This is a genomic window from Actinoplanes sp. NPDC051494 (assembly GCF_044454705.1).
Lineage (GTDB): Bacteria > Actinomycetota > Actinomycetes > Mycobacteriales > Micromonosporaceae > Actinoplanes.
The window spans coordinates 194,781-220,478 of the sequence record NZ_JBITDZ010000006.1 but is presented as its reverse complement, the minus strand read 5'-3'; the positions used below and the strand labels follow the sequence as shown (position 1 = coordinate 220,478).

At 69.0% G+C, this 25,698-nt stretch carries 23 protein-coding genes and 2 riboswitches; of the genes, 7 read left to right on the top strand and 16 right to left on the bottom strand.

Going from position 1 to position 25,698, the window contains the following annotated elements; translation table 11 throughout:
* Positions 1-18 precede the first annotated feature (18 nt).
* The gene (locus tag ACIA6A_RS22590) at positions 19-2,697 is read left to right on the top strand and encodes a putative bifunctional diguanylate cyclase/phosphodiesterase (protein ID WP_396099764.1); all 2,679 of its coding nucleotides are present in this window, start codon (positions 19-21) and stop codon (positions 2,695-2,697) included.
* On the opposite strand, the gene ACIA6A_RS22585 is transcribed toward ACIA6A_RS22590, so the two are convergent.
* Complete coding sequence (locus tag ACIA6A_RS22585) at positions 2,660-3,268, bottom strand: TetR/AcrR family transcriptional regulator (protein WP_396099763.1); 609 nt, start codon at positions 3,266-3,268, stop codon at positions 2,660-2,662. The genes ACIA6A_RS22590 and ACIA6A_RS22585 overlap by 38 nt on opposite strands.
* A gap of 174 nt (positions 3,269-3,442) precedes the next feature.
* On the opposite strand from ACIA6A_RS22585, the gene ACIA6A_RS22580 reads away from it, so the two are divergent.
* Both ACIA6A_RS22580 and ACIA6A_RS22575 read left to right on the top strand, forming a co-directional pair.
* On the top strand, positions 3,443-4,351 hold the full coding sequence (locus ACIA6A_RS22580; protein ID WP_396099762.1) for an ABC transporter permease: 909 nt from the start codon (positions 3,443-3,445) through the stop codon (positions 4,349-4,351).
* Positions 4,344-5,108, top strand: coding sequence for an ABC transporter ATP-binding protein (locus ACIA6A_RS22575; protein WP_396099761.1), 765 nt, complete (start codon positions 4,344-4,346; stop codon positions 5,106-5,108). The genes ACIA6A_RS22580 and ACIA6A_RS22575 overlap by 8 nt, the downstream gene beginning before the upstream one ends.
* A 45-nt stretch (positions 5,109-5,153) precedes the next feature.
* Here ACIA6A_RS22575 and ACIA6A_RS22570 read toward each other — a convergent pair whose 3' ends face one another.
* Positions 5,154-6,233, bottom strand: coding sequence for a coiled-coil domain-containing protein (locus ACIA6A_RS22570; RefSeq protein ID WP_396099760.1), 1,080 nt, complete (start codon positions 6,231-6,233; stop codon positions 5,154-5,156).
* A 4-nt stretch (positions 6,234-6,237) separates the two neighbouring features.
* A riboswitch (cyclic di-AMP (ydaO/yuaA leader) is annotated at positions 6,238-6,380 on the bottom strand.
* A gap of 279 nt (positions 6,381-6,659) precedes the next feature.
* Positions 6,660-6,801: riboswitch (cyclic di-AMP (ydaO/yuaA leader) on the top strand.
* 5 nt (positions 6,802-6,806) lie between these two features.
* Here ACIA6A_RS22570 and ACIA6A_RS22565 point away from each other — a divergent pair.
* Positions 6,807-7,820, top strand: a complete 1,014-nt coding sequence (locus ACIA6A_RS22565) for a coiled-coil domain-containing protein (protein WP_396099759.1) — start codon at positions 6,807-6,809, stop codon at positions 7,818-7,820.
* 78 nt (positions 7,821-7,898) lie between these two features.
* Here ACIA6A_RS22565 and ACIA6A_RS22560 read toward each other — a convergent pair whose 3' ends face one another.
* On the bottom strand, positions 7,899-8,228 hold the full coding sequence (locus ACIA6A_RS22560) for a nucleoside triphosphate pyrophosphohydrolase family protein (RefSeq protein WP_396099758.1): 330 nt from the start codon (positions 8,226-8,228) through the stop codon (positions 7,899-7,901).
* Positions 8,229-8,260: 32 nt separating this feature from the next.
* Here ACIA6A_RS22560 and ACIA6A_RS22555 point away from each other — a divergent pair, with 32 nt between their 5' ends.
* Positions 8,261-9,121 carry an SMI1/KNR4 family protein gene (locus tag ACIA6A_RS22555; protein WP_396099757.1) on the top strand — a complete coding sequence of 287 codons (861 nt, stop codon included), beginning with the start codon at positions 8,261-8,263 and terminating at the stop codon, positions 9,119-9,121.
* Positions 9,122-9,150: 29 nt separating this feature from the next.
* On the top strand, positions 9,151-9,558 hold the full coding sequence (locus tag ACIA6A_RS22550) for an MmcQ/YjbR family DNA-binding protein (protein WP_396099756.1): 408 nt from the start codon (positions 9,151-9,153) through the stop codon (positions 9,556-9,558).
* On the opposite strand, the gene ACIA6A_RS22545 is transcribed toward ACIA6A_RS22550, so the two are convergent.
* The 7 genes from ACIA6A_RS22545 to ACIA6A_RS22515 all read right to left on the bottom strand — a co-directional run bounded on the left by ACIA6A_RS22545 (position 9,507) and on the right by ACIA6A_RS22515 (position 19,636).
* Complete coding sequence (locus ACIA6A_RS22545) at positions 9,507-10,055, bottom strand: dihydrofolate reductase family protein (RefSeq protein ID WP_396099754.1); 549 nt, start codon at positions 10,053-10,055, stop codon at positions 9,507-9,509. The genes ACIA6A_RS22550 and ACIA6A_RS22545 overlap by 52 nt on opposite strands.
* Positions 10,056-10,148: 93 nt before the next feature.
* Positions 10,149-12,515, bottom strand: coding sequence for a glycoside hydrolase family 65 protein (locus tag ACIA6A_RS22540; RefSeq protein ID WP_396099752.1), 2,367 nt, complete (start codon positions 12,513-12,515; stop codon positions 10,149-10,151).
* 24 nt (positions 12,516-12,539) lie between these two features.
* Positions 12,540-13,280: an HAD family hydrolase gene (locus ACIA6A_RS22535; protein ID WP_396099750.1), complete on the bottom strand. Its 741-nt coding sequence runs from the start codon at positions 13,278-13,280 to the stop codon at positions 12,540-12,542.
* A gap of 135 nt (positions 13,281-13,415) precedes the next feature.
* Positions 13,416-13,877: an ATP-binding protein gene (locus ACIA6A_RS22530; RefSeq protein ID WP_396099749.1), complete on the bottom strand. Its 462-nt coding sequence runs from the start codon at positions 13,875-13,877 to the stop codon at positions 13,416-13,418.
* A 65-nt stretch (positions 13,878-13,942) separates the two neighbouring features.
* Positions 13,943-15,238, bottom strand: a complete 1,296-nt coding sequence (locus ACIA6A_RS22525; RefSeq protein ID WP_396099748.1) for an ABC transporter ATP-binding protein — start codon at positions 15,236-15,238, stop codon at positions 13,943-13,945.
* Positions 15,239-15,362: 124 nt separating this feature from the next.
* Entirely contained in the window at positions 15,363-17,537 is a 2,175-nt protein-coding gene (locus ACIA6A_RS22520; protein WP_396099747.1) for a CDP-glycerol glycerophosphotransferase family protein, read from the bottom strand.
* Entirely contained in the window at positions 17,537-19,636 is a 2,100-nt protein-coding gene (locus ACIA6A_RS22515) for a DUF5941 domain-containing protein (RefSeq protein ID WP_396099746.1), read from the bottom strand. The genes ACIA6A_RS22520 and ACIA6A_RS22515 overlap by 1 nt, the downstream gene beginning before the upstream one ends.
* A gap of 219 nt (positions 19,637-19,855) precedes the next feature.
* Between ACIA6A_RS22515 and ACIA6A_RS22510 the strand changes: the two genes are divergently transcribed.
* Positions 19,856-20,041, top strand: a complete 186-nt coding sequence (locus tag ACIA6A_RS22510) for a PspC domain-containing protein (protein WP_396099745.1) — start codon at positions 19,856-19,858, stop codon at positions 20,039-20,041.
* 1,219 nt (positions 20,042-21,260) lie between these two features.
* Here ACIA6A_RS22510 and ACIA6A_RS22505 read toward each other — a convergent pair.
* The 6 genes from ACIA6A_RS22505 to ACIA6A_RS22480 all read right to left on the bottom strand — a co-directional run bounded on the left by ACIA6A_RS22505 (position 21,261) and on the right by ACIA6A_RS22480 (position 25,698).
* The gene (locus tag ACIA6A_RS22505; protein WP_396099744.1) at positions 21,261-21,731 is read right to left on the bottom strand and encodes a hypothetical protein; all 471 of its coding nucleotides are present in this window, start codon (positions 21,729-21,731) and stop codon (positions 21,261-21,263) included.
* Positions 21,732-21,774: 43 nt separating this feature from the next.
* A complete protein-coding gene (locus ACIA6A_RS22500; protein WP_396099743.1) occupies positions 21,775-22,530 on the bottom strand; it encodes a DUF4230 domain-containing protein in 756 nt (251 codons plus the stop codon).
* Between the two features lie 67 nt (positions 22,531-22,597).
* Positions 22,598-23,758 (bottom strand): acyl-CoA dehydrogenase family protein, encoded by a 1,161-nt coding sequence (locus tag ACIA6A_RS22495; RefSeq protein WP_396099742.1) that lies wholly within the window; start codon positions 23,756-23,758, stop codon positions 22,598-22,600.
* A gap of 19 nt (positions 23,759-23,777) precedes the next feature.
* Positions 23,778-24,074: a type II toxin-antitoxin system VapB family antitoxin gene (locus ACIA6A_RS22490; protein ID WP_396099741.1), complete on the bottom strand. Its 297-nt coding sequence runs from the start codon at positions 24,072-24,074 to the stop codon at positions 23,778-23,780.
* Between the two features lie 94 nt (positions 24,075-24,168).
* Complete coding sequence (locus ACIA6A_RS22485) at positions 24,169-24,765, bottom strand: nitroreductase family protein (protein ID WP_396099740.1); 597 nt, start codon at positions 24,763-24,765, stop codon at positions 24,169-24,171.
* 3 nt (positions 24,766-24,768) lie between these two features.
* Positions 24,769-25,698, bottom strand: coding sequence for an aldose 1-epimerase family protein (locus ACIA6A_RS22480; protein WP_396099739.1), 930 nt, complete (start codon positions 25,696-25,698; stop codon positions 24,769-24,771).

Below are 25,698 nucleotides of genomic sequence, written 5' to 3'. Positions count from 1 at the left end.
CCGCACGAGAGGACCCCCATGGCCCACGCACCCCGCACGACGATGTGGGACCGGCGGCTGCCGATGATCTCCGGATCGTTGTCAGCCGTCGCGATCGCATGGTTCGTGCTCGTGTTCGTGTACGGCCCGGTCGGCCCGGCGCTGTTCGGCTGGCTGCTCTCCCCCGTGTGCCTCGCCGTGGCGGCCGCCGCCGGGTGGCGTACCGGCACCGACCCCGGCGTACCCGAACCGGCCCGGCGCTTCTGGCGCCAGCTGGCCATCGCTCTGGGTGTCCTGGGCGCCTCGGTGGTCAGCCAGGTCGTCGACGCGGTCAACGCGGACCTCAGCATGACCACGCGGGTCGGCCTGGTCACCAGCGTGCTGCACGCGGTCGCGACCGCGATGGTCGTCTGGCCGATGCTGCGCCTGCCGTGGGGCGCACCCACCCGCGGGCAGCTCATCGCCAGCGGGCTCGACGTGGCCATCCTCGTCTCCGGCGCGGCGATCTTCTTCTGGCACTTCGCCGCCCAGCTCATGTTCGACGCCGCGCACCGGACCACCGTCGGCGCCGCCGTCATCCTGACCGTCTCCGGCCTGGTCGCGCTGATCGCGATCGCCAAGATGGCGGTCACCGCGTCGGCCACGCTCGACGCGCGCTCCCTGCGGATGCTGCGGGCCGCGTTCCTCGTCGGCCCGGTGGCCGCCGCCCTCACCCCGCTGCTGGCCGGCAAGACGTATCTCGACACCAGCCTGGTCATCATGCCGATCGGGTCGTTCCTGACCGTGCTCGCCGCCGCCCGGCAGGCCGCCGCCGGGGCCGTCTCCCGCCCGCCGGCGCGGCGCCGTTACAGCATGCTGGCGTACGCCGTCGCGGCCGCGACCAACGCCCTGCTCATCGTGGTGCTCATCCAGGGCCGCGACGGGGTGCTGCCGATCGCCGTGGCCGCCGTGGTGCTCACCGCGCTGGTGATCACCCGGCAGCTCGCCGCGATGCGGGAGAACGAGCAGCTCCTCGACCGGCTCGACGCCACCATCATCGAGCTGGCCCTGAAGGAGCAGCGGTTCCGGCTGCTCGTGCAGAACACCAGTGACGTCATCACCATCAGCCGGATCGACGGCACGGCGTCGTACTGCAGCCCGGCCGTGGAACGGGTGCTGGGCTCCACCCCCGAGGACGTGCTCGGCACCAGCTTCTTCGACCGGGTGCACCCCGAGGACCTGGATCACATCCAACAGCAACTCGCCACGATCACGGCCGAGGACGGTGCGACCATCACCTACCAGATCCGGGTGGCGCACGCCGACGGTACGTACCGGATGCTGGAGATCACCAGTGCGAACCTGCTCCACGAGCCCAGCGTGCACGGCATCGTCAGCAACTCCCGCGACGTCACCGAGACGGTCGAGGCCCACGAGCGGCTGAGCTACGAGGCGTCGCACGACGTGCTGACCGGGCTCGCCAACCGGGCGCTGTTCGGCGACCGGGTCGACGCCGCGGTCCGCCGGGCCCGGGCCGAGCAGCCGATCAGCATCGTGCTGGTCGACCTGGACGACTTCAAGACGGTCAACGACACCCTGGGCCACGCGGTCGGCGACGATCTGCTGGTCGCGGTCTCGGAGCGGATGCTCGCGGCGGTCCGCCCGACCGACACCGTGGCGCGGCTGGGTGGCGACGAGTTCGCGATCCTGTTCGAGGGGCTCGGCGGCGGCGACGTCGACCGGGTCCTGGAGCGGATCGCCGACACGCTCGCCATGCCGGTCGACATCGACGGGCACCTGCTGACCGTACGCGCGAGCTTCGGCGTCGTGGACGGCCGCGGCGGCGACGATCCGGGCAACATGCTGCGCCAGGCCGACATCGCCATGTACGAGGCGAAGGAGCGTGGCGAGGGTGGCTACCAGCGGTACCGGCCGGGTTCGGAGGCCCGTGGCGCCGAACGGCACCGGATCACCGAGGCGCTGTCCGCCGCGCTGGAGCGTCAGGAGTTCCTGCTGCACTACCAGCCGGTGGTGAGCCTGCCCGACGGCCGGCTCACCGGGGTGGAGGCCCTGGTGCGCTGGATGCACCCGAAGCGTGGGCTGCTCAGCCCGGCCGACTTCATCCCCGGCGCCGAGATGACCGGCATGATCGTGCCGCTCGGCACCTGGGTGCTGCGCGAGGCCTGCCGGCAGGCGGCGGCCTGGGTCACCGAGCTCGGCCCGGAGGCGCCCGGCACGATGGCGGTCAACGTGTCGGCCCGCCAGCTGCAGAACACCGACTTCGCCGACGAGGTCGCCGCCGCCCTGCGCGACAGCGGCCTGGAACCTCGCCGGCTGACCATCGAGATCACCGAGTCAACCGCGATCGGCGGCGGGACGACCCACGAGACGCTGCGGGCGTTGCACGCGATGGGCGTACGGCTGTCGCTGGACGATTTCGGCACCGGCGCGTCCACGCTCAGCCTGCTGGCGAACTGCCCGGTGGACCAGATCAAGCTGGACCGCTCGTTCGCCCCGGTGCCCGGACCCGACGCCATCGCCGGCGCGGTGCTGCAGCTGGCGCGGGCGATGGGCGTCGAGGCGGTCGCGGAGGGGGTGGAGACCTCGGCGCAGGCGGAGAAGCTGGTCGACCTTGGCTATGTACGGGCCCAGGGCTTCCATTTCGCCCGCCCGATGACCGCCGAGCTGATCACCGTGGGGATCACTGAGCCGGCGAGCCCGCTCGCAGCGCAGCGGTAACCGAGGCGGACAGCTTCTCCAGGTAGTCGTCGTCGATCGGGGTCCGCAGCACGGCCAGCCGCCAGTACAGCGGCCCGAGCATCAGGTCGACGGCCATCTCGGGATCGGTGCCCGCGGGCAGCTCGCCGCGGGCGACGGCCTGGCCGACGATCGTCTCGCCGACCGCGCGCTGGTGCTTGCTGAGCGCTTTGTTCAGGGTTTCGGCGATCTTCGGGTTCCGGGCGGCCTCGGCCATCAGGTCCGGGATGATCTGAGAGGCGATGCGGTGCTGCAACGCCTTGCTCACGATGAACGTCAATAGTTGGAGGTCCGACTCGAAGCTTCCGGTGTCGGGCATGGGCACGCTACGCTCCGCCACGCCGGAAACGATCTCGAGCACCATCTCCAGTTTGTTGCTCCACCGGCGATAGACGGCCGTCTTGCCGACCCCGGCCCGGCGCGCCACCGCCTCGATGGAGAGTCGGCCGTAACCGACCTCGGCGAGTTCGTGCATGACGGCGTTCCGGATCGCCGCGGTGATGTCACCGCGGAGCACCGCCGCTCCGGCGGGTGCGCGTTTCGTGGCTGCCACGGCAAGAAACTATACGCGACGACGCAACGGTTGCGTTGCGACGTCCGGTCAGATAAATTCTTCCCTGACGTCGATACGCTGTCGTTCTGACGCGGCACACTTACTACTGTGTTCCCGCGCAAGTCACCCAGGTCCCTGCCCCCGGACGGACCGACCAGATCGGAGCGCCACCCCATGTCACAGACGGCGGTCGCCGATTCCGACACCAGCATCCCCCTGAGCGAGCTGGCCCGTCGGCACGGCCTGGGAGTGGCGGGCAGACTGCCCACGCTGCCCGAATACACCCGCAAACTTTGGTCGTACAGGCACTTCATCGCCTATTACGCCAACGCCAAGGTCACCTCGTCGCTGGGCAAGACCCGGCTCGGCGCGATCTGGCAGGTGCTGACACCGCTGATCAACGCCGCGGTGTATTACGTGATCTTCGGCAAGATCCTCGACACCCAGCGCGGCATCGAGAACTTCGTCGCGTACCTCTGCATCGGTGTCTTCATCTTCGGCTTCACCCAGTCGACGGTGCAGGCCGGCATCCAGGCGATCAGCGGCAACCTCGGGCTGATCCGGGCGCTGCACTTCCCCCGCGCCGCGCTGCCGCTCGCGATCACCACCGTCGAGATCCGCAACATGATGGTCTCGATGGTCGTGCTGATGGCGATCGTGCTGGGCTTCGGCGAGCCGATCACCCTGCAGTGGCTGCTCGTGGTGCCGATCTTCCTGCTCCAGTCGGTGTTCAACGCCGGCCTCGCGATGTTCGTCGCCCGGCTCGGCTCCAAGGTCGCCGACTTCAAGCAGCTGATCCCGTTCATCATGCGCTTCTGGATGTACGGCTCAGCGGTGCTCTACCCGGTCACCAAGTTCTCCGAGGCCGACTTCCTGCAGCAGAACAAGTGGCTGCTCAACGTCGTCGAGGCGAACCCGCTGCTGGTCTTCATCGAGCTGATGCGCCACGCGCTGCTCGAGGAGGTCCACCTGGCGTCCGCACCCTGGGTGCTCTGGGTCGAGGCCATCAGCTGGACCCTGGTCGCCGGGATCGGCGGATACATCTACTTCTGGCGCGGAGAGAAGGGCTACGGCCGTGGCTGACGAGCGCGAACCCACCGTCATCGTCGACGACGCCCACGTCGTCTACCGGGTGCAGCAGGCCGGCGGCGCCTCCAGCCCGCTGGCCGGCTTCAAACGGATCGTCACCGGCACCAAGCCCGCCACGCTGCGCGAGGTGCATGCGATCAAGGGGGTCAGCTTCGTCGCGTACAAGGGCGAGGCGATCGGCCTGATCGGCACCAACGGCTCCGGCAAGTCGACACTGCTGCGGGCGATCGCCGGCCTGCTCCCGGTGGAGCGCGGCGCGATCTTCGCCTCCGGTCAGCCGTCGCTGCTCGGTGTCAACGCGGCGCTGATGAACGACCTGCCCGGCGAGCGCAACGTGGTGCTCGGCTGCCTCGCGATGGGGATGTCCCCGGCCGAGGTGAAGCCCAAGGTCAAGGAGATCATCGACTTCTCCGGGATCAACGAGCGCGGCGACTTCAGCTCGCTGCCGATGCGGACGTACTCCTCCGGCATGGCGGCCCGGCTGCGCTTCTCGATCTCCGCGGCCAAGAAGCACGACGTGCTGCTGATCGACGAGGCGCTGGCCACCGGTGATGCGAAGTTCCGCAAGCGCAGCGAGCAGCGGGTCCGCGACCTGCGCGCCGAGGCCGGCACGGTCTTCCTGGTCAGCCACAGCGAGCAGTCGATCCGGGACACCTGTGAGCGCTCGATCTGGCTGGAGTCCGGCCTGATCCGCGCGGACGGCCCGACCGACCAGGTCATGAAGGAATACGAGGCGTACGTCAAGAAGTGAGAAAAGGGGGCGGCCGGTGGCCGCCCCCTTTCCCTTCGCTGTGACCTATCTCATAGATAGGTGCACGTGGTTCGTGTGGTCGCTGGACGGGTCGCCGTTACCTCCGGAGTACGCCTTCCAGCCACTGCTCGGCAACCAGATCCGGTTGAACCAGATCACGTACAACACCCCGAGCCGGCTCGAGTTGTCGATGAAATAGTCGGCCAGGTTGTTGCCGTACGTCTTGCTGCTGCCGGTGGCCACCCCGCCGAAGCCGGTCTTGTCGGCGGCGAAGTCGCAGGCCCGTCCCTTGGGGTGCTCACCGCTGTTCTGGGTGCGGAAGCAGGCCACGAAGCGGGTGAAGCCGGCCGCCTGCGCCTGCTTCATCGCGTGCAGGGTGCGCGGGGTGATGCAGCCACCCGAGGTCGGATCGTCGATGCTGCACGACTCCGACACCAGCGAACCGTCGGAGTTGCGGGGCGCCGACTCGGCCGTCGAACTGTTGCCCGCCGGGCTGCTGCCGGTCTCGGCGACCGCTTTCGCCGCGTTGGCGGCGGCAACCTTGGCGTTGTGCGTCTTCAACGCGTTCTCGGCCTGCGTCTTGCGCTTGGCCATGACCGTGACCTGCGCCTGCTGCTTGCGGATCTCGACGTCGATCGCGGTCTTCGCCTGCTCCTGCTGGGTCTTCGCGTCCTTGAGGTCCCGGACCGCGCGGTCCTGCTTGACCGCGATCGTCTCCAGCGTCTCCGCCCGGTCCATCATCGTGCCGGTCGACGACGCGGTGAGCAGCGCGCCCATCGGCCCCAGCCGGCCCCGCTGGTACGACTGCCGGACGATGTCGTCCAGTGCCGCCTGCCGCGGGCCGAGCTCGGTATCGAGCTCCTTGAGCTTGGTGACCAGCGTCTGCTGCCGCTTCCTGGAACCCTCGAGCGTCTCCTGGGCCTCCACGAAGCCCTTCGAGGCGTCCTCGAGCTGATCGGTCAGCGACTTGGAACCGCCCTCGCCGTCGTCACCGGAATCCCCCGGCGCGGCCAGCGGTGGCGGCGCGGCGAAGGCCGCGCCCGGACCGGCCAGCGCCAGTCCGGTGGTCGCGACGAGCAGCGCCAGAACGGTCGCTAATCGCCTGCGGACAGGGTCGACCCTCAACGTACGTTCCTTCCGTCGGCCGCCGACCGAGTTAGCTGACGGGTTCGGGACGGAAGTGGCCCCTACCGCTGATAAGGGTCAGCGGATTCACCCCAATTACCTGGTGGGTCCCCGGCTCGCCTCGCGGCGATTAGGCGGCGGCTCCGTGATGGAACCGTGACGAACACTACCCATCGATTTCCAGTATTGACAGTCGTCGTACTCAGCGCGGTCGTGCGAACACATTCCGTGAAATGACTACGGAGAGAATGCAACGACTCACTTTGATGTGCCGTTACGGGCCCTGACCTGCGTCAGCCCAACGAGTGGTCACGTAAAGTCGTTGCGCCGTAACAGTTTTGCCGGGGTCGCGAGCACTGAAGGGCCGACGGAGTTCAGGTAAGCTTTCCGCCGGTCGTGCCAAGAAGGTGCCGCCCCAAAGGCGCCGGCGGACCACCGCTCAATCGTCACGCGACGAACCGGGGAACCACCAGGTAATTGGGGTGAATCCGCTGACCCCCATCAGCGGTAGGGATCGCTTCCGTCCCGAACCCGTCAGCTAACTCGGTAGGCGGCAACGTGGAAGGAACATGGATGACGGCACGACCCAGCCGGTGGCTCGTTCTCGCCCTGGCCTCGCTAGTCGCGGTGACCATGGTCGTCACGCCCGGCGCACCCGCTAGCGCCGCCCCGGGCGGGGAGACCACCGCGGACGACGGCGACGACAACCCGCAACTCAACGACCTGCTCGACAGCACCGGCCGGCGATACATGCAGGCCAAGACCGCGGTCAAGAAGTCGACCAAGGCCCAGGCCACCCTCACCGTGCAGGTGAAGGCCGCCGAGGACAAGCGCGACGCCCTGCTGCCCCAGGTGGGCGCGGTCGCCGCCCAGCAGTACCGCACCGGCGGCGTGACCACGATGGGCTTCCTGCTCAACGCGAGCTCCCCCGGCCTGTTCCTGGACAAGGCCATCTCCCTCGAGGAGATCAACTCCAGGAACGACCACAAGCTGCACGAACTCGACGAGGCCATCAACGAGGTCGCCACCAAGAAGGCGCAGCTCGACCAAGAGGTCAAGTCGCAGAAGCAGAACCTCGTCGCGATGGAGAAGCAGAAGAAGTCGGCCGAGAAGGCCCTCAACCTCGTCGGCGGCGACACGGTCACCGGCGGCTTCGTCAACGCCAAGAGCGACGAGGCGGCCCCGGCCCCCCGCGACGCGGACGGCGACTTCGCCGGCGAATCCTGCAGCGTCACCGACCCGACGACCAGCGGCTGCATCACGGCCCGGACCTTGCATATGTACAAAGAAGTGAAGAAGGCCGGATTCAATCGGTTTGTCGGATGTCACCGCAACGGCGGGCCGTTCGAACATCCCAAGGGCCGGGCCTGCGACTGGTCCCTGCAGAAGTCGGGGTTCGCGCCGTGGCACAACCAGGACACCCGTGAGTACGGCAACAACCTCATGGCGTTCCTCGTTCGTAACGCGGACAACCTGGGCATTCTGTACGTCATCTGGAACAAGATGATCTGGTTCCCGGTCACCGGGTGGAAGTCTTATCACGGGCCCAGTGATCACACCGACCACGTGCACGTGTCGATGCTCTAGGCGTCTCTTCGTGTGCTGACCCGGCCCCTGCTTCGCTTGCTTGCTCGCGGAGTGGGGGCCGGGCTGTTTCACCCTGGGTCAGCGGTTGTCGCCGCTGCCGGACAGGCGGCCTCGGGTTTGGCGGCTGGCCAGTTTGGCCAGGTTGGTGGTGGCTATGTCGTCCAGGGACAGGTCCAGGTAGTCGGCCAGGACGGCTACGTACCAGAGGACGTCGCCCAGTTCTTTGGCTATGCCGGCCCGGTCCAGTCGGGATTCGTCGCTGTCTTGGTCCCGGACCCACTTCTTGAACTTCTCGGCCACCTCGCCGGACTCGCCGACCAGGCCGAGCACCAGGTGCAGCAGCTCGTTACGGCGGTCTCGCGGGGCGGCGGTGCGCAGAGCGCCCCGCTGGTAGTCGTCCAGGTCCATGGCGGATCATTATGGCCGACCACGACCTTCTCGTGAACGAAGTTGCTGTGGACGGCGGGATCGCCCGGATCAGGGCCAAGATCGTAGCTTTACCTTCGACGGAACGGGCCGTGCTCGGCCCTCCGCTGACCGAGCGGGAATTGTCAGGCTTCGAGGATCAGCTCGGTGTCCGGCTACCGGCGGAGTTCCGCGAGTTCGTCACCCAGATCGGCCACGGCGGGTCCGGGCCGCAATATGGCCTATTGCCCATGGCGACGTGGCTCCGCCCGGTCGCGGGTTTCTCCGGGGCGATCACGGTCGTCCACGGCGGGTGCAGTGACTACACCCTGCTCGTGGTCAGCGGTCCTGACCGGGGGCGGCTCGTCGAGGTCAACGCCGATGGGTGCTTCGCGCCGCGTTTTTACTCCGACCCCGGCTTTCTTGCCTGGTACGAGCGGTGGCTGGATTTTGTGCTCACCGGTCACCGTGATCTGACCTGGTTCCCGAACCAGATGGCGGGCGACGAGGCTGCGCTGGTGGCGACGCTGCGTGAGGATCCGCTGGCGGCCCGGCGGCGTGCTGCGGCCTGCACGTTCATCACGTATCCGGCGCCGGGTGCGGGGCTGCCCGAGGTGCTGGTCGGGGCGTTGTCGACGGAACCGGATGCGGCCGTCCGGGAGATGATCCTGCGGGCGCTGGCCGCCCAGGGCGAACGCGGCCGTGACCTGCTGTCCGCCGCGCTCACCGACCGCGAGGCCGGCGTGCGGTCGCTCGCGGCCGTCCTCATGTCTCCCCGCGCCCTCTGGGGAGAGCTTCCCCCGCACCGGCGGCGGGTCCTCGGCGACCATCTGCGGGCCGAGCCGGACCCGGCGGTGCGGGAAACCATCGTGCTGCTGCTCGGTCAAGCGCGCTGAGGGCCGTCGGCGGCCGGTATTGTCGGGCCATGTCCGGCCCTGGAGATGTGCCACCGGAGATCCTCGACCGGCTGCGACCGATCTGCGGGGACCTGCCGGAGACGTACGAGGAACCGGCCTGGATCGGCGTCCGCTGGCGGATCCGCAAGCGGACGTTCGCCCATGTCTACGTGCCCGACCCCGCGCGTCACAAGGTCTACGCCCAGCACCTGGTCGACGGCATGTCGCCGACCATGATGACGTTCCGCGTGCCCGCCGACGACCTCTTGGGCCTGACCGCCGGCGACGGACCGTTCTTCCGCGCCGACTGGGGCCGCAACGTCGCCGGCGCCCGGCTCGGCGACGACACCGACTGGACCGAGATCGCCGAACTCCTCACCGACAGCTACTGCGAGATGGCCCCGAGGTTCTTGGCCACCCGCGCGGCCGGCCGATAGACCAGCTCCTGCGTGTGACCGTCCAGCGTGCGGCTCTCCAGCAGCTCGAGGTCGAAATCCCCCGCACCCCCGAGGATCGGGCTGGTCCCGGTCCGCCCGGAGATGACCGGGAAAATCGTCACCTGCACCCGGTCCACGAGACCGGCGGCCATCAATGCCCAGTTCAGCGACAAACTGGCCGGCGACCGCAACGGCACATCCGACTCCGCCTTGAGCCGCGCGACCACATCCACCGCGTCACCGCTCACGATGGTCGCGTCCGGCCACCCGAACGTGTCCTCCAACGTCGACGAGATCACCGTGGCAGGCATCTCCATCAACCGGACATACCACTCATCAAGCGGATTCGGGTCGATGCCCAGAGCCATGATCTGGGCGGACTCCCGAAACGTGGTAGCTCCGAAAACCATCCGCTGCTCACCGGCAAAGAGCCCAGCCCGATGCGCCAGCAGCTCAGGCCCCCTGCACCCCGGGCCCGGTTTACCCCACTCACGCACAAAGAAGGGCCAGGGCCAGCGAATGCTGGGCCCCGGCCCGTCCTCGGCGGGAGCGACGGTCCGTCACCCCCCACCGAGCTACGACATGGATCTTTAAAGCGTCGCCGCCCTACGGACCGGCGCGCGACCGGCGGGCTGTGTGGGGACCGGCCCGGTCGGTAGCGGCGGCGGGATCTGCAGGACCACCGGCTTGACCTGGGTGACCGTTACTCCCTTGCCGTGGTGCAGCAGGTCGAGGCGGGCCGAGCCGCCGCCGTTGCGCAGCGAGTAGGTGACCTCCTGCGGGGTGACCTCGACCCGGAGTCGCAGACCGCGCCAGAGCAGGGAGAACTCGAGGGCGTTGATGCGGCTCGGCAGGCGCGGGGCGAAGGAGAGCTGCCCGTTGTAGTCGCGCATGCCGCCGAGGCCCGCCACGAGGGCGATCCAGGAGCCGGCCAGCGAGGCCACGTGGACACCGTCGCGGGCGTTCTGGTGCAGGTCATGGAGGTCCATGAGGGCCGCTTCGCCGAGATAGTCGTGGGCCAGCTCGGTGAAGCCGACCTCGGCTGCCATGACGGCCTGGACGCAGGCGGACAGCGACGAGTCGCGGACCGTACGGGCGTCGTAGTAGGCGAAGTTGCGGGCCTTCTCCTCCGGGGTGAACGCGTCGCCCCGGATGTACATGGCCATGACCAGGTCGGCCTGCTTGACGACCTGCTTGCGGTACAGATCGAAGTAGGGGTAGTTGAGCAGCAGCGGGTAGGCCTCGGGTGGGGTGTTCTCGAAGTCCCACTCGGCGAGCCGGGTGAAGCCCTCGGACTGCTGGTGCACCCCAAGCTCGCGGTCGTAGGGGATGTGGACCGCCGCGGCCGCGTCGCGCCAGGAGGCGAGTTCCTCGTCGTCGACGCCGAGTTTGCGCGCGAGGTCGGGGTGACGCTTGGCCGCGTCCGCCGCCGCGTGCAGGTTCTGCTGCGCCATCAGGTTGGTGTAGACGTTGTCGTCCACGACCGCGGTGTATTCGTCCGGGCCGGTGACACCGTCGATGTGGAAGCGGCCGTGCCGGTCGTGGTGACCGAGCGAGCGCCAGAGCCGGGCGGTCTCGATCAGGAGCTCCAGGCCGACCTCGCGTTCGAAGTCGTAGTCGCCGGTGGCCGAGACGTAGCGGCGGACTGCGTCGGCGATGTCGGCGCCGATGTGGAAGCCCGCGGTGCCGGCCGGCCAGTACGCGGAGCATTCCTGGCCGCGGATGGTGCGCCATGGGAACGCCGCGCCCTGCAGACCGAGCGTCTGGGCGCGCTCCCGGGCGAGGTCCAGCGTCGAGTGGCGCCAGCGCAGGACGTCCGCCGCGGCGCTGGGCTGGGTGTACGTCAGGGCCGGGAGCACGAACGTCTCGGCGTCCCAGAACGTGTGGCCGTCGTAGCCGGGGCCGGACAGACCCTTGGAGCCGATCGGGCGCTGCTCGGCGCGGGCACCGGCCTGCAGGGTGTGGAAGAGTCCGAAACGGACCGCCTGCTGCACCTCGGGGTCGCCCTCGACCTTGACGTCGGAGTGGTCCCAGAACTCGTCGAGATATTCCCGCTGGGCCTCGAGCAGGCCCTCCCAGCCGTCCAGGCGGGCGCTGGCGAGGGCCGCGCCGACCTGGTCGCGCACGGCGGGCAGAGAACGGTTGCTGGACCAGCCGTACGCGGCCAGCTTGACGACCCGCAGCTTCTGCCCCGGCTCGAGCTTGCAGGCGACGGTGGTGCGCAGCCAGTCCGGGTGGCCCTCGGTCGTCACCGCGTGCTTGCCGGGCGCCTCGACCAGGTGCTCCATGGCCGCGGCCATGCGCAGGTCACTGGCCTTGGTGCGGTGCACGAGCAGGCCGCCGGTGCGCTGCTCCAGCATCTCCTCGGCCTCGAGCGGGTGGTCGAGGACGGCCGCGACGCGCGGGTCCTTGCTGCTGACCGGGAGCTGCTCGTTGGCGACCAGTTCGGACTGCAGGATGAGCCGGGCGGTGGAGTCGAGTGGTTCCACCTCGTACAGGAACGCGACGACGGCGCGCTGGGTGAACGACACCATGCGGACGGTCCGGACCCGGATCGCCTGGCCGGACGGGGACACCCATTCGACGATGCGTTCGAGCGTGCCGGCCCGCAGGTCGAGGGAGCGCTGGTGGGAACGCAGCTCGCCGTAGCGCACGTCGAACGGCTCGTCGTCGACGAGCAGCCGCATGAGCTTGGCGTTGGTGACGTTGACCATCGTCTGGCCGGACTCGGGGAAGCCGTACCCGGCCTCGGCGTACGGCAGCGGCCGCAGCTCGTAGAACGAGTTGAGGTAGGTGCCGGGCAGGCCGTGCGGCTCACCCTCGTCCAGGTTCCCACGGATGCCGATGTGGCCGTTGGCCAACGCGAAGACCGACTCTGACTGGGCCAGCAGATCCAGGTCCAGCCGGGTCTCCCGGATGTGCCAGGGGTCGACGGGGTAAGCCCGTTCACGGATCACGGTGGTGCCTCTCGAAGTGAAAGGTTATCGGCTGAGAAGTTCGGAAAGATCCTGGACCACGATGTCGGCCCCGTGCTCGCGCAGCGCGTCGGCCTGACCGACCCGGTCGACACCGATGACGATGCCGAACTTGCCGGCCCGGCCGGCTTCGACACCCGCCAGGGCATCCTCGAAGACGGCGCAGTTCTCCGGCTCGACGCCGAGCAGCTTCGCACCATAGAGGAACGTGTCCGGCGACGGTTTGCCGGGCAGGCTCTCGGCGCGTGCGGTGACACCGTCCACCCGGACCTCGAGGAGGTCGGCGATCTTCGCCGCCTCCAGCACGTCCTTGCAGTTGGCGCTCGCGGAGACGACCGCGCGGCGGAGACCGGCGTCGGTCACGGCGTGCAGGTAGTCGACCGATCCGGGGTAGACCTGGACCTTGCCCTCCTGGATCTTCTGCAGAACCAGCAAGTTCTTGCGGTTGCCGACCCCGTTGACGGTCTGCTCGTCGGGGCCGTCGTCCGGTGTGCCCTCGGGCAGGGTTATGTCCCGCGAGGCGAGGAAGGTGCGGACACCGTCGGCGCGTTGCCGGCCGTCGACGTACTGGTGGTAGTCGGCGCCGGAGTCGAACGGCACGAAGGGCTGGTTGTGCTGGGTGGACCACGTCTGGAGGAACTCGTCGAACGTGAGTTTCCACGCCGCGTTGTGCACCAGGGCGGTCTGGGTTAGCACGCCGTCAAGATCGAACAGGCATGCCGTCACATGAGGAGGTAGTCCGAACACCGGCCTAATGTAGTCGCCCGCGGCGGCTGACACCCGGGAAAGTCGGTGACGACATTTCCACGGCGTTTCATCTCGGGTTCAGGATGCATTCCACCGGTTGATTACCTGGTCGGTGACCTGGTCAGACTCGGATGATCACCGGGGCAGGTCGATTTTCAGTCCGATAGTAGTCCCGATCGGACCGGTGGCCATCGTGACTTCGTCGCACAGCTGGTACGCCAGCCAGATGCCGCGGCCGCCCACATCGAACGTCTCCGGGGTGTCCGGCGGGCGCTGATGCTGCTGCGGGATGCCCGGCCCGGAGTCGGTCACCGTGCACCACACCGCACTGCCGCTGAGGTCGAGCACCAGGCGCCCGGTGCCCCCGGCGTGCAGGACCACGTTGGTGATCACTTCGTTGACCGCCAGCACGAAGCTGTCGAGGCGGTCGCCCAGCATGCCGCGGTCGAGCCGGCGCAGGACCTCGTGCCGGAGCACGGTGATGTCGTCCCGGCCGAACACCCGATCGATGAGCGAGTGACGATGTGACGGGACCGCGTCCGGCCGCTCCCTGCCTGGAGCCGGACGCAACGTCTGTTGCTCGACAGTTTCCTCCACCGCCGAGCAGCTTACGCTGAGTACCGTCTTCGTGGCAGTCGTCGGAGCCCGCAAAATTGCCGCCTTCAGCGCCAGCCGATGTCGATCCGGTCCCCGTGCTCGTCGAAGAAGTGCAGCGCGTCCATCCGGACCCCGACCGCCAGCGGGTGCCCCGCGGCGATGGCCGGATAGGGCGCCAGCCGGACCGCGAGCTCGGCCGGGCGCCGCTGGTGCCGGCCCGGATCGTTCAGCACCGAGGTCTTGGTCTCGGCACGATCGAGGACCGCTTTTTCGGTACGGCCGGTGACCCGTTGCAGCGCCGCCCCGAACTTGCGGAGCGTCCCGCCGGACGGCGCTGCCTCGGTGACCCCCTTGCCGAGCTCGTCGACGGCGATCGCGGTGGCCCCGACGTCCAGGAACGCCAGCGACTCGTGCCCGTGGTGCTCGAGGTAGCGGACCCGGCCCCGGAGCACGTCGCCCGGGGTGTCGGGGGCGACCGGGGTGAGCGCCTCGGCGCGCAGGCCGACCACGATGCGCTCGCCGTGGTAGTGCGCGAGGGACCGGGACCGGATGTCGTCCCAGGGCAGGTACAGCGCCTGCTCGCCGAGGTTGAGGGCGACGTAGCGGTCCAGGTGGACGTAGACCGAGGCTTCGAGCAGGTTCATCCGCGGGGAGCCGAGGAACGCCGCGACGTATAGCGTGGCCGGGCGACCGTAGACCTCGGTGGGCGTACCGATGTCCTGCAGCACCCCCTTGCGCATGATCGCCACCCGGTCGGCCATGGTCAGCGCCTCGGCCTGGTCGTGGGTGACGTACATGGTGGTGACGCCCAGCTCGCGGGTCAGCCCGGTGATCTCGGCCCGGAGCTCGGCGCGCAGGCCGCTGTCGAGGTTGGAGAGCGGTTCGTCCATGAGGAACAGGCCGGGCCGGCGGACGATCGCCCGGCCCATGGCGACGCGCTGGCGCTGGCCGCCGGAGAGCTGGCCGGGCCGGCGGCCGAGCACGTCGCCGATGCCGAGCGCGCCGGCCACGTCGCCGATGCGTTCCTCGCGCGGGCCGGGTTCGATACCGGACAGTTTGAGCGGGAAGCCGATGTTCCCGCCCACCGTCATGTGCGGATAAAGTGCGAAGTCTTGGAATACCATGGCGATCTTGCGGTCGCGCGGTGGCATGTTGAGCACCGGTTCGCCGTTGAGCAGGATGTCGCCGGCCGTGGGGTCCTCGAGCCCGGCGATCATCCGCAGGATGGTCGACTTGCCACAGCCGGACGGACCGAGCAGGACGAGGAACTCGCCGTCCCGCACGTCGAGGCTGACCCGGTCGACGGCGAGGGTGCCGTCCGGCCAGACCTTGGAGACGTCCTTGAGCGCGACGGTGGACACCGTCAACCTCCCGCTGGTGAGCTGCGACGATGGCTTAGCGTGATCAAGCCCATCGAAGATCACCATCGGGTGAACGGCTATTAGCGTTCAGTCACCGGATCATCACGCCAATATGAAATCATGATCACTTACCGGAATCGAGTAACACCCTGCGTACGACGCGTTCCGAGGCCTTGCCGTCGTCGAGGTAGCAGAAACGCTCCCGGAACCGGGTGCGTTTCGCCGCGGCCCGCCCGCTCGCGTAGGTGCCCGACTCGAACACCTCGACCAGCCCGTCGAACGTCGTGGCGACCTCACCCGGCGGGAGTTCCATCAGATCGAAGTAGACGCCACGCAGTTCCTGGTACGCCTTCCAGTCCGGCGCGAAGATCACCAGCGGGCGGTCCAGGATCGCGAAGTCGAACATCGCCGACGAATAGTCCGTCAGCATCACGTCAGCGGCGAGATAGAGGTCCTCCACCATCGGGTACCCGGACACGTCCAGGATCCGGCCACGGGCCGACTGAGCCTTGTGCCCGGCCCCCGCGTACAGATAGTGCGCCCGCATCAGCAGCACGGTGTCCGGGCCGAGCCGGTCCGCGAGCGCCTCCACGTCGAGCACCTGACGGCCCAGCGGCAGCCACTCCCGGTGCGTGGGGGTGTACAGCACGACCCGCTCGTGCGGCGCGAGACCGAGCTTCTCCCGGACCGCCGCGGTGTCCGCCGCGGTCGCGGTCGCCAGCCGGTCGTTGCGCGGATAGCCGACCTCGAGGTTCTCGAAACGGCACGGGTACGCCCGCTCCCACGCGACCGAGGTGTGCGTGTTCGCCGTGATGCTGAAATCCCAGCGGTCCGCCCGGCGCATCTGGGCGTGGAAGTCCTGGTCCTTGGCGGACGCGGGATGGTCGGCCTGGTCCATGCCCATCATCTTCAACGGGGTGCCGTGATGGGTCATGACATGCGTGCTGCCCGCGCGCTTGACCACCCAGCCCGGCCAGTTCACGTTGTTGATCATGAAGCGGGCCCGGGCCAGCGCGCGGTAGTACGGCAGCGTGCCGGCGACCACGTACTCGGTGCCCGCCGGCACCGACCGCACCCCGGACCGGCTGACCACCCAGACGTTGCGGATGCCCGGCGCCAGCTCCTGGGCCTTACGGGAGATCGCGGCCGGATTGCAGGAAACCCCGCGATACCAGTACGCCGCATAGAGCGCGAGATTCTCCTCGACCGGCCCCCGCAGCTGCAGCTTGTAATAGCCCCGATGCGCCGCCTGACGCACCCGTTTGGCGAACTTACGGACCCGTGTGCGCGGTACCCGGCGTACCCGGTTGGCGGTCTTCGCGATCCGGACCGCCCGGTCGAGCAACCGGAACGTGGTGAACGAACCCCGCTCGACGAGCTTGTGCCGCAGGCCCGTCGCCCGGCCGGCGGGCAACTCGTAGCCGACGGCCGGCTTGTAACGGCGGAAATCCTCGACGACCCGGTCGAAGAAACGCCGCCGGGACGCCTTCTTCACCCGCTCGACATTGCGCAGCACCGTCAGGTAGTGCCACATCATCCGCTCGAACAGCAGCGGGCGCAGCAGCTCGGCCCGGTCCCCGTCCTCGTCGACCAGGGCCATGGCGTGCGCCCAGTGGTCGAAGATCTCGAAATGCCGGTCACCGACGGTCTTGGTGATCGCCCCGGTACGCCGCTGGCGGTAGTGCACGCAGACCCGGGGCAGCGTGCTGATCCGCTCGGCGGCGGCGAGCAGCGGGAACGTGAACGAGACGTCCTCGTACCAGCCCTGTTCGAACCGTAGGCCGCGCTTCACCAGCAGGTCCCGGCGCACCACCTTGTTCCAGGCGACATGCAGCACGGACAGCGCCCGCGGCCACTCCTCGACCGTGAACGTCTCCGGGGCCGAGGCCAGCACCCCGACCGAACCGGCGCTCTTCACCGACGTGTCCCAGTTGACCCGGTCGTAGCCGACGATCAGGACATCCGGCCGGGTGCCGTCGATCCGGTCGGCGACCGCCCGCAGCGCCCCCTGGGCCAGCCAGTCGTCACTGTCGACGAACCACACGTACTCGCCCACCGCGTGATCCAGGCCGACGTTGCGGGCCCGGCCCAGACCGACGTTCTCCACGAGCTCGACGACCCGGACCCGGGGATCGCGGGCGGCGTACTCGGCGAGGATCTCACCGCTGTTGTCCGGCGAGCAGTCGTCGACCGCCACGACCTCGAAGTCGGTGAACGCCTGATCCAGCAGGGAGTCCAGGCATTGCCGCAGGTAGCCCTGCACCTTGTACACGGGCAGAACGACACTGAGCAGGGCCATCAGCTACCTCCGGTTCGCCAGTCCTTTACGGCTCCCGTGAGGAAATGCAATCCCACACCGACGGCGAGCAGCAGCTCCCCGGCTGTCGCGACACCCGCCAGCGCGAAGAACACCAGCAGCACGACCCGGCCGTCCCAGCCGAACAACGCGCGTCGCGCGTTGACGTCCGGAGCCCCCTTCTCCATCCGGGCGGTCAGGTCATAGTGGTGCAGCGCCAGCACGAAGAGCAGGCCGAACACTACTGGCGGCGGGACCTCGCAGATCATCGCGACCGCAACCGCCAGCAGATATTCACCTGCGCGTAGCCCGGCCGGCACCAACCAGTCCAGCGGCCCGTCGTGCCGGGTCCGCGCCGCCGCACCGGCGCCCAGCACCGCCAGCGCCGCCACCACCAGCCAGACCCCGGCCCCACCGGCCCGGACCAGCTCGATCCGGTCGTTCCACGGGGTGCCCCGCGACACCCAGCCGGCCGCCACCGCACCGATCAGCGCGAGCGGGGCGATGGCCGCGAGCACGGCCCAGACCAGCGGATTCTTCAACCCGGCGGCACTCAGGGTGCCCCGGACCAGCCGGCCGTCATCGCGATGCCGCGACGTGTCGACCGTGTCCAGCACGCCGACGCGCATCGAGATCGACCGCAACGACCGCAACCCCAGCGTGTACGCGGCGGCGAGCAGCCCCCAGATCACCACAGCCGCCAGGGCCACCCGCCCGTCGAACAGCGCGGCGAGCACGGCGATCAGGGCCCAGCGCTCCCCGATCGGGAAGACGACGATCCGCTTCAACCAGTACGCAGCGGAGCCGGTGTCGGCCTGGACCTTGTTGGAGGCCCGGCTCAACCGCGCCCCCACACCCCCGCCGGCGTCGGCGTTGCCCGCGGTGCCGACGGTCTGCCGGGCCGCGGCCTCGTCATGCAGGGCGCCGTACCACGTGTCGGTCATGTGCCGGACGGTCTGCAGCACGATCGCGGTGATCGCCAACGGCCACGCGAACGAGAAACCCATCCGCTCGGCACCGGCGGCGAGCCCGGCATAGACGACATACTCCTTGGCCCGGTCGGCCATCGTGTCCAGCCACCCACCGAACGCCCCGAACTTCCGGGTGTACCGAGCGAGCTGGCCGTCCACGCAGTCGAGCACGAACCCCAGATACAGCAGCACCGCACCGATGACCAGCGCGGGCCGCCCGGCCTGCCAGAACGCGCCGGCGGCAACCACGGAGAAAAGTACGGACAGAGCGGTGACCTGGCTCGGCGACAGCCCGGCCCGGGCACAGAGCTTGGTGACAAGAGGAGACCAGGTGCTGACCGCGTACGTGGTGAAGAAGTCATCCTTCTCCTTCACCGCGAGCCGCAGCAGCGCCTTGTCCTCGTCGACAGCCGCGACCGCAGCCCGAGCGGCGGCCAACTCGGCCTCGGTGCCCACGCGTTCGGCCCGCAGCAACCGCACGCGCGTAGCGATCGGCACGAGCCCACTGGCCAGCAACGCGGGCAGCAGCACATCAACCACGTTGCCCACCACAGCTTGCGCGGTGCCGCTTTCCCGCGCCCCCACCACGGTGCCCGCGGCCGACCCGCTTCCTACCCCTTGCTCACCGGGCGCGGCGAAGCCGTCACCTGGCGTGCCCGGCACGGGAGCATAGCGTCCTCGCGCGCCCAGCCCAGCGGCGTCGGCGGCAGCTTTTGCGGCGGCGACGATCAAGCCCAGGTCCGCGGTGGCGACGGACACCGCGCCCAGGAAGCGGGTCGGTCCGTCCGTCGCGGGCACCAGCCGCCCACGCTCCTCGCGCAGATCACCCGAATCACCACTCTCCGTAGCGGCCACCAGCGCAGTGCTGCGCCCGGCCGGCTCGGTCGCCAGCGTCCACAACAGACTCGGGTGGGCCACGAGGTTGTCGGCGCAGAGCAGAAGAGGTTCGTCGGACTCCGCCGCAAGCCGGGCGATTTCCGACAATTGCCGGGAAATATCTGGACCAGAAACGTCGACAATCCGGGTGACCCCGGCCCCGGCCAGCGCAGCACGCACGCCCTCAGCCACTTCCCGGGCAGCCTCCGGACGCAGAGCGTTTCCGGTGCTCCCGCACAACACGGCGAGCGTCACCGCGGCATCCCCTCCACCTGTTCCGCCCTCGAGTCGCAGAGAGTAGGCGGCGTAATTTGCCCCGATGTTAACAGCGCGTCCAACTCGGGTACGGGGTCCCCTTACGGGAACGTGAGCGGCCTTCTCCCCCTCAAGACCGAGGGACGGTAGAAAATCCGCTCATACCTTGGAAAGCGGTCGAGGCACCCGGCCCGGCCACCACCGAAGGAGCAAAACGAGATGACGACCCGCCGCCTCGCCCGACCCCGAGACGACCGCTGGATCGCCGGCGTGTGCTCCGGCCTCGGCCGCCGTTTCGGCATCTCCTCGGGCGCCACCCGCTTGATCTTCATCGTGTCGTGCCTGCTCCCGGGCCCGCAGTTCCTGCTCTACCTCATCCTCTGGGCCCTGCTCCCCAACGAGTGACCCGAGCCCCACGACGCCGGCGCCCCGCACACCCGGGGCGCCGGCATCATTTTGGACACGGTTCGCCGCACAACCCCGGCCGTACGGTGGGACGCAACCCCGAGCAAGCACGCCATCACAAACCGGCCGCCGACCAGACGCAACCCAAAGCGACCCCACCCCAGGCCGGACCCCGGCTCCGGGCCGCACACCGCCGCAGGCCTGAGTCGACCTGGGCGCGCAACCGGACCGTCCTCACCCCACCCCACCCCGGACTCGCACCGCATCCGCGTCAGGCGTCAGGCGCATCTCAGCTCTCAGCATGCACGGTCAGCCGCGGCCCAGGGGTGGCCCGCCCGAAGAGCCAGCCAGGAGCACGGACAGGCAGCGGGAAGCAGGAGCGGTCCGACCAGAGTCAGAAGCAGGCCAGCCGAAACCAGGAAGCCTGGAGCGATCCAGCGATCCAGCGATCCAGCGATCCAGCGATCCAGCGCTCCAGCGCTCCAGCGATCCAGCGATCCAGCGATCCAGCGATCCAGCGATCCAGCGGCCCAGCGATCCAGCGGCCCAGCGATCCAGCGATCCAGCGATCCAGCGGCCCAGCGATCCAGCGATCCAGCGATCCAGCGGCCCAGCGGCCCAGCGGCCCAGCGGTCGAGACTCGAACCAGACGTCGACCGCCGGTACTGTCCGTAAGCGGTCGGGCTCAGACCTCAGGCGGGCCGGGCCCAAGACCGATCGCGGGCCGAGCTACCAACGCCCGTGAAGCGAAGTCGAAATCCTGGCAAGGCCGGGACGGAATCCGGCCGGACCCTGTCAGAGGGCAGGAGAGGCCAGGCCAGGACCCAGTCGGACCAGATTGGCCGGGCAGCAGAAGGCCGAGCGGCTCATGGCCAGGACCTGATCAGGCCGAGCGACCCAGGCCGGGACCCCAGAAAGACCGAGCGACTCAAGGCCGGGACCTGGACAGACTCAGGCCCGATCAGGCCAGGCCCGATCAGGCCAGGCCAGGCCAGGTCAGTCAGGCCAGGTCAGTCAGGCCAGGTCAGTCAGGCCAGTTCGGTCAGGCCAGGAGGCTCGGACCGGGGTCGGCCAGGCCGGGAATGTTGGGCCGGAGGTCAGTCAGGCCAGGAGGCTCGGACCGGGGGCCGGTCAGGCCGGGAAGGCCGGGCCAGGACTGGGTCAGGCCAGCAGAGTCATGCCGGAGGGTCGGGCCAGGAGCCGGTCAGGCCGGGAGGGGTCAGGCCGGGAGGGTCAGGCGGAGGACTCGGGCGCCGGCTTGCCAGGCTTTGTGGAGGCTTTCCGGGGTTGGGTCGCCTGCCGGGTCGAGGGTGATTTTGTTGGCCCGGGCGAAGGTGGGGTTGCCTCGGGCTATCACGGCGTAGTCGCGGACCACGGCGGGCTCGTCGGTCAGGAGCTCGACCTCTGCGACCAGGCGGCGGCCCCGGTAGCGGACCGGGAGGCGGTCGCCGGTTCGGAGGTTCTTGGTCCAGGGGAAGCCGCTGCCGATGAGCAGGATGCCGTCGTGGGGGGTGTAGGCGACCGGGATCGAGTAGAGCTTGCCCGACGTGCGGCCCACCACGTACAGGGTGATCAGCCGCTTGCCGACGATGCCCGCCAGCACGGGTGTGCGGAGCAGTCCTCGGGTGATGCGGTTGGCCAGGCCCTGGAAGGGCACCTTGGACGGCTGGGCTGCCTGGTTGTCCGTCATGGGGCCACCCCTCAGGGTCTGACTCGGCGTTGCCGGGAGGCGCTCAGGGGTTCGTGAACTGCACCGTGACCGTGGTGTAGCCCAGCCGCCCGAAGAGGCTCTGCAGCATTTTCTCGGTGTTCTGCTGGGCCCGCTGGTCCAGGCCGCTGCTCTTGGCCGCCTCGTTGATGCGTTGCTGGGCGAGCTGGTAGACCTGCTGCTGCTTGCCCGGGTCGCTCTTGAAGGCGTCGCCGATCCGGTTGAGCAGACCGCGCTCTTCCGCCACCACGTAGCTGCGCTGCATGTCGAGCGCCGCCTGGCCCTGTTCGGGGGCGGGGAGCTGGATGGTGACCGTCTTCTTCTCCTCGTCGACGGTGAGGGCGTCGGTGGCGAGTTTGCTGAAGTCGACGTACTCCTCGACGGTGCCGGAGCCCACGAAGAGGGTGCGCTGGTTGATCAGGAAGTCGGGGATGTTGTCCTTGTTCTCCTGGAGGTCGACGATGACCTGGAACGTGCCGTCCGCGGCGACGTATCGGCTCAGGTCGCGCATCGACTGCAGCAGGACCGGCTGGCTGCGGTCGGTGGTCTTGTCGGCGAACGGGTTGTCGAAGCTGGGCAGCACGTTGATCGCGCGCAGCCCGAGGCAGGACGCCACGATCAGCGCGAAGACCACGCCGGTGAAGATCAGGACCCGTGCGAAGCCACCGACGCGCCGCGGCGGATCCTCGGGAGCCGGAGGGGCGGCAGGAGGCACCACGGGGGCGTCCTCAAGGGCCGGATACTCCCTGGTCGGCTCGTGCAGTTCGTGCGGTTGGGCCATCAGGAACACACCCCCTTCTCACTCCACCTTCGCCTATACCCACGGTACGGAGCGGGTACGACATTTTTCAGCCGCCGAATGCGTTGAGTCCCGTCAGCCGCTGGCCGATCACGAGCTGGTGCACCTCGGACGTGCCCTCGTACGTGAGGACGCTCTCGAGGTTGTTGGCGTGCCTGAGCACCGGGTACTCCCCGCTGATGCCGTTGGCGCCGAGGATCGTGCGGCACTGCCGGGCGATCTTCAGGGCTTCCCGGACGTTGTTCAGCTTGCCGACGCTGACCTGTTCGGGCCGCAGCGTGGGGCGCCGGCCGAGGTGCAACGCGAGCAGGTATCCCTTCTGCAATTCGAGCGTCATGTCGGCCAGTTTCGCCTGGGTGAGCTGGAAACCCGCGAGCGGGCGGCCGAACTGTTCGCGGCTCACCGCGTACGAGATGGCCGTCTCGAGGCAGTCGCGGGCCGCGCCCAGCGATCCCCAGATGATGCCGAAACGGGCTTCGGTGAGGCAGGACAGCGGGGCCTTCAGGCCCTGCGCCGCGGGCAGCTGGGCGGACGCGGGCAGGCGCACCTCGTCCAGGGTGATCTCCCCGGTGGACGACGCGCGCAGCGAGAGCTTGTTCGCGATCTCCCGGGCGCTGAAGCCCGGGGTCGTGGTCGGCACCGCGAAGCCCAGCACGCCGGTGTCGGCGCGGGCCCAGATGACCGCCACGTCCGCGACCGGCGCGTTGGTGATCCACATCTTGCCGCCGGTGAGGATCCAGTCGTCGCCGTCGCGGCGGGCCCGGGTGGACATGTTCGCGGGGTCGGAGCCGTGATCGGATTCGGTCAGGCCGAAGCAGCCGATGAGCTCGCCGGCGGCCATGCCCGGCAACCACTGCTGCTTCTGCTCCTCGCTGCCGTATTTCCAGATCGCGTACATGGCGAGGGAACCCTGCACCGATACCAGAGACCGCACCCCGGAGTCGGCCGCTTCGAGCTCCATACAGGCCAGGCCGTACTGCACCGCTGACGCTCCGGCACAGCCGTAACCGGTCAGATGCATGCCGAGAAGACCGAGCTTGCCAAATTCCAGAGCCAGCTCTCGTACGGGCACAGCGCCGCGTTCGTACCAATCAGCGACGTACGGGCGTACGTGATCGTCCACGACCCGGCGGGTGACCGACCGCACGTCGCGTTCCTCGTCGCTCAGCAGGTCGTCGACGTCGAGCATGTCCAGCGGGGAAGTGGCCATACCCCTGAAACTAGCGCTGTTAGTTGCTGAGGACGAGTACCCGGGCGTGGATCTGGTTGCGCTGCTGCAGGGCGGCCCGCAGCGCGCGGTGCAGCCCGTCCTCGAGGTAGAGGTGCCCGTTCCACTCCACGACGTGCGGGAACAGGTCGCCGTAGAACGTGGAGTCCTCGGCCAGGAGCTTGTCGAGCGCCAGCTCACGTTTGGTGGTGATCAGGTCGGCGAGCCGGATCGGCCGGGGCGGGATCTCCGCCCAAGACTTCAGCGTCGTGTGGTGATCGGGGTAGGGCGCACCGTCCCGTACCGCTTTGAAGATCACGGCACGCTCACCTCCCCCGGTCCAGCAGCGACTGACTCGTCCAGCCTATCGAGCCCCAGCCTATCGAGCCCTCGGCGCGACAGCCGCCGTGGCATTACCACCGGCCATGATGCACCACTTCGTCCACCGGGCGGCGCCCCCTGCGCAGTGACGGCGACCTCTTATCCACGGCGGGGTAACCCACCGTGAGCACACCGACCGGCATGAACTCCTCAGGAACGCCGAAAGCATCCCGAAACGCCGCCACTTTATCGGCCGGGATCCCGAAGAACAGTGATCCCAACTCCTCATTCACCGCGGTCAAGTGGATCAACAGCGCGGCGAAGCCGGTGTCGATGTCCCAGTACGGCACCGGCCAGTGGCTCTCGGCCCGGTCCGTCCAGCCCTTGTCGGGCTGGGCGTACCGGTCGAGGTAGACCGATTTGTTCGACAACGCCACGATGATCAGCGGCGCCGTGCGCATCCGCTGCAGCCAGGAGTCGGCCTCGCCGCCCGAGGAGGTGGCCGACCAGTAGCGCTCGCGGTCCTCCGGGCTCTGCAGCACGAGGAAGCCCCAGCCCTGCGAGAACCCGGCCGAGGGCGCCCGCAGAGCGTGTTTGAGCAGCTTGTCGACGATCTCCGGCGGCACCGGCCGGTCCGGGTCGTAGGTGCGCACCATCTTGCGCCGGCGCAGGACGTCGTCGAACTCCACGGATCAGCCCTGGGCGGGGCGCACGCCCCAGGAGGCGCGCCACGTGGTGCCGGGCGCCAGCACGATCAGGTCACGGCCCGAGCGGAACGCGTCCGGCGGGCAGGTCATCGGCTCGATCGCCACCGAGCGGCGGAACCGCTCGCCGTGCAGCGTGTCGCCGGTGAAGACCTGCCACCACTTGAAGCTCTCGTCGCCCCAGACCGTCACGGAACCGCCGTCGCCGGGTGCCGCGATGGTCACCGACGAGCCGCCGTCCTCCTCGGCGACGAGGTCGCCCCAGGTGGTGTCGAGCACCGCGGTGCCGATCCGGCGCGGCTCGGTGTAGTCGAACTCGGTGCCGGTGACCTTGACCGCGCCGATCGGCAGCAGCCGGGCGTCGGCCAGGATCTTGCTGCGGCCCGGCACCCTGAGCAGGATGTCGTCGACGGCCACGCCGGGCAGCTGGAGATACGGGTGGACCGAGAAGCCCCACGGCGCGTCCGTGTCTCCGGTGTTGGTGACCTCCTGGTCCGAGCGCAGCCCGTCGGCGGAGATGCTCCACCGGGTCCGCAGGGTCAGCGGGAACGGGTATCCCACCTGCGCCGGGAGGTCGTACTCCAGGGTCACCGAGTCCTTCGCCTGGTCGGCGAGCTTCCAGCGGGACCAGTTCACCAGGCCGTGGATGGCGTTGTGCCGGGCCGGCTCGGTCAGCGGCAGCTGGTAGTCGGTGCCGCCGAAGGAGTACGCCCCGTCGCGGATCCGGTTGGGCCACGGGGCCAGCAGCGTGCCGGCCGAGGCGGGGGTGATCACGTCCGGACCGAAGCCGTCCAGCACCTCGCGCTCGCCGACGGAATAGCCCCGCAGCACCCCGCCGACCTCTGCGACGGTGGCCCGGTGGCCGTCCGCCTCGATCGTCCACTGGGTCCCGGATTTAGCGGCCACAACGTTGGTCAT

Excerpts from the sequence above, each read along its gene's own strand:
- ACIA6A_RS22590 (WP_396099764.1), top strand. The coding sequence starts at position 19 with ATGGCCCACGCACCCCGCACGACGATGTGGGACCGGCGGCTGCCGATG.
- ACIA6A_RS22580 (WP_396099762.1), top strand. The coding sequence starts at position 3,443 with ATGTCACAGACGGCGGTCGCCGATTCCGACACCAGCATCCCCCTGAGC.
- ACIA6A_RS22565 (WP_396099759.1), top strand. The coding sequence starts at position 6,807 with ATGACGGCACGACCCAGCCGGTGGCTCGTTCTCGCCCTGGCCTCGCTA.
- ACIA6A_RS22560 (WP_396099758.1), bottom strand. The coding sequence starts at position 8,228 with ATGGACCTGGACGACTACCAGCGGGGCGCTCTGCGCACCGCCGCCCCG.
- ACIA6A_RS22550 (WP_396099756.1), top strand. The coding sequence starts at position 9,151 with ATGTCCGGCCCTGGAGATGTGCCACCGGAGATCCTCGACCGGCTGCGA.
- ACIA6A_RS22520 (WP_396099747.1), bottom strand. The coding sequence starts at position 17,537 with ATGGCCCTGCTCAGTGTCGTTCTGCCCGTGTACAAGGTGCAGGGCTAC.
- ACIA6A_RS22510 (WP_396099745.1), top strand. The coding sequence starts at position 19,856 with ATGACGACCCGCCGCCTCGCCCGACCCCGAGACGACCGCTGGATCGCC.
- ACIA6A_RS22505 (WP_396099744.1), bottom strand. The coding sequence starts at position 21,731 with ATGACGGACAACCAGGCAGCCCAGCCGTCCAAGGTGCCCTTCCAGGGC.
- ACIA6A_RS22500 (WP_396099743.1), bottom strand. The coding sequence starts at position 22,530 with ATGGCCCAACCGCACGAACTGCACGAGCCGACCAGGGAGTATCCGGCC.
- ACIA6A_RS22495 (WP_396099742.1), bottom strand. The coding sequence starts at position 23,758 with ATGGCCACTTCCCCGCTGGACATGCTCGACGTCGACGACCTGCTGAGC.
- ACIA6A_RS22480 (WP_396099739.1), bottom strand. The coding sequence starts at position 25,698 with ATGACCAACGTTGTGGCCGCTAAATCCGGGACCCAGTGGACGATCGAG.